Source organism: Patulibacter medicamentivorans, from assembly GCF_000240225.1.
In the GTDB taxonomy this organism is placed as follows: Bacteria; Actinomycetota; Thermoleophilia; order Solirubrobacterales; family Solirubrobacteraceae; genus Patulibacter; species Patulibacter medicamentivorans.
In genome coordinates this window covers 1-2169 of the sequence record NZ_AGUD01000176.1, presented here as the reverse complement: position 1 = coordinate 2169, position 2169 = coordinate 1, and the positions used below count along the sequence as shown (strand labels likewise).

The following is a 2169-nucleotide window of genomic DNA, read 5'->3' as shown; positions in this document are numbered from 1 at the left end:
CGGCGCGTCGGCCGCGGCCAGCGCCAGGACCCGCCGGCCGCGGTCGGCCTCCTCCGCCGCGCGCCCGGCGAGCGCCGGGTCGCGGCCGTCGAGCAGCGCCTCGGGCGCCCCCAGGATCAGCCGCTCGTCGTCGAGCTCCAACGCGCTCCACCGCCGGCGCGAGGAGAACGGCACCAGGGCGCTGGGCGTCCGTGCGACCGACGCCCCGTCGCCGCCCAGCGCCGCCTCGTGGACCGCCTCCAGCGTGCCGTTGCGGACCGGGGCGCTGGCGGCGAAGCGGGCGAGCGAGAGCGCGGCCGCGTCCTCGGCGACCCCGTCCGCGGGAACCACCGCGACGACCCGCAGCGACGCCTCGGTGAGGGTGCCGGTCTTGTCGGTGCAGAGGACCGAGACCGAGGCCAGCGACTCGATCGCGTTCAGCTGCTGGGCCAGCACCCCGCGCCGCGCGAGCTTGGCGGCCGAGACCGCGGCGGTCAGCGAGACCAGCAGGATCAGGCCCTCGGGCACGATGTTGACGATCGCCGCCGTCAGCGTCTCGACCGCCTGCGCCTGGCCGACGTCGCGCAGCGCCAGCGAGACCCCGAGCGCCACGCCGAGCGGCACCATCACGCCGACGAGCACGATCAGCAGCCGGTCCATCGCCCGCTCCAGCGGCGACCGCGGGTGGCGAAAGGCCCGCGCGGTCTCCGCCAGCCGCGCGGCGCGGCTGGCGGGACCAACGGCGGTGGCGACGAACGATCCCTGCCCCTCGACCACGAACGAGCCCGACAGGACGGCGTCGCCGGCCGCGCGCACCACGGGCTCGGACTCGCCCGTCAGGTTCGACTCGTCGAGCGCCAGCCCCTCCGCCGCGACGACGGTGCCGTCGGCCACCACCTGGTCGCCGGCCCCGACCCGGACGAGGTCGTCGACCACCACCTGCTCGACCGGGACCTCGCGCGGGGCGCCGTCGCGGACGACGGTGGCGCGCGGGGCGACGAGCGCCGCCAACCGGTCGAGCGCCCGCTTCGCCCGCACCTCCTGGAAGGTCCCGATGCCGGTGTTGGCGACCAGGATCCCCAGGAACAGCGCGTCCTTCGGATTGCCGAACGCGATCGTGGCCGCCCCGAAGACCGCCAGGATCAGGTTGAAGATCGTGAAGCTGTTGGCGACGACGATCGAGCGGTAGGAGCGGCTCGTCGCCGGCGGCGGCTGCGGGCCGCGCTCGCGCAGCCGCCGCTCGGCCTCGACCTGGGCCAGCCCGCTCGCGCCGGCGCCCGCCGTCGGATCCTGCGTCGCGTCGGCTCCGGTCACGCCACGGGACGCTACCGCCAGCGACCCGGCGGGCCGGCCACACGACTGATCGCCTAGACGACGAATCGCACAGACCCGCGCGTCGCGGCCGGGCCGGCGCGTTCGGCCAGCCCGTGCTCGCGGCGTCCCGGACCGCCGCCGAGCGCTGAGCGCGGTCAGCCGATCAGGACCGGCGCGCCGGCGGGGACGTTGCGGGCGATCCAGCCGATCGCCGCATTGTCGATCCGGACGCATCCGTGCGAGCGGGCGCTCCCGAGCGGGTCGCGGAGGCTCGCGCCGCCACGACCGTGGATCCCGATCCGGCCCGGTCCGCCGTCGAACTCCTGGAGGACGTTCGAGGTCGCCGCGAGCGCGATCGCCCAGGGGCCGAGGAAGCCGCGGCGGTCGCGCTGCGGGTTGCGCTCGTAGATCGCGGTCAGGCCGCGCGGCGTCGGGGTCCGCGGAGCGCCGACGACCGCGCGGAAGCGCCGCAGCGGCCGACCGAGACGGCTGACGGTGACCGTCCGGCGGCGGGTGTCGACGTCGATCCAGAAGCGGGTCCGCCCCAGCAGCACCGCGTCGGCCGGGATCCAGCCGATCGTGCCCGAGGGCCGGATCGGCAGCCGCACGCGCAACCAGCGGCGACCGTCCCGGAGCACTGCCTCGAGCACCAGCAGCGTCATCGGCTGCCCCGACCAGGTGGTCGCCGGGGGGACCTGCCAGACCGTCGCCCCCGAGCCGGCGTGGCGCAGCGCGCGGACCGGCGCGACGACCAGGGCGATCGTCGACCCGTCGGTCCGCGACGGCGCGGCCAGCGGCCAGTCCGGCTCGTCGTCGGCCGCGATCGCCGGCGGCGCGGCGCCCGGCGGGGTCGCCTGCACCGCCTGCCGCAGGGCC

2 protein-coding genes are annotated in these 2169 nt (G+C 77.2%); both read right to left on the bottom strand.

What is annotated here, in order from left to right; all coding sequences use genetic code 11:
- Positions 1–1293 (bottom strand): HAD-IC family P-type ATPase (locus PAI11_RS11020; protein WP_040599906.1); only part of this gene is annotated, 1293 nt, incomplete at its 3' end.
- A gap of 155 nt (positions 1294–1448) precedes the next feature.
- Positions 1449–2169, bottom strand: a 721-nt coding sequence (locus PAI11_RS11015; protein WP_138974240.1) for a L,D-transpeptidase, incomplete at its 5' end; no start/stop codon positions are given.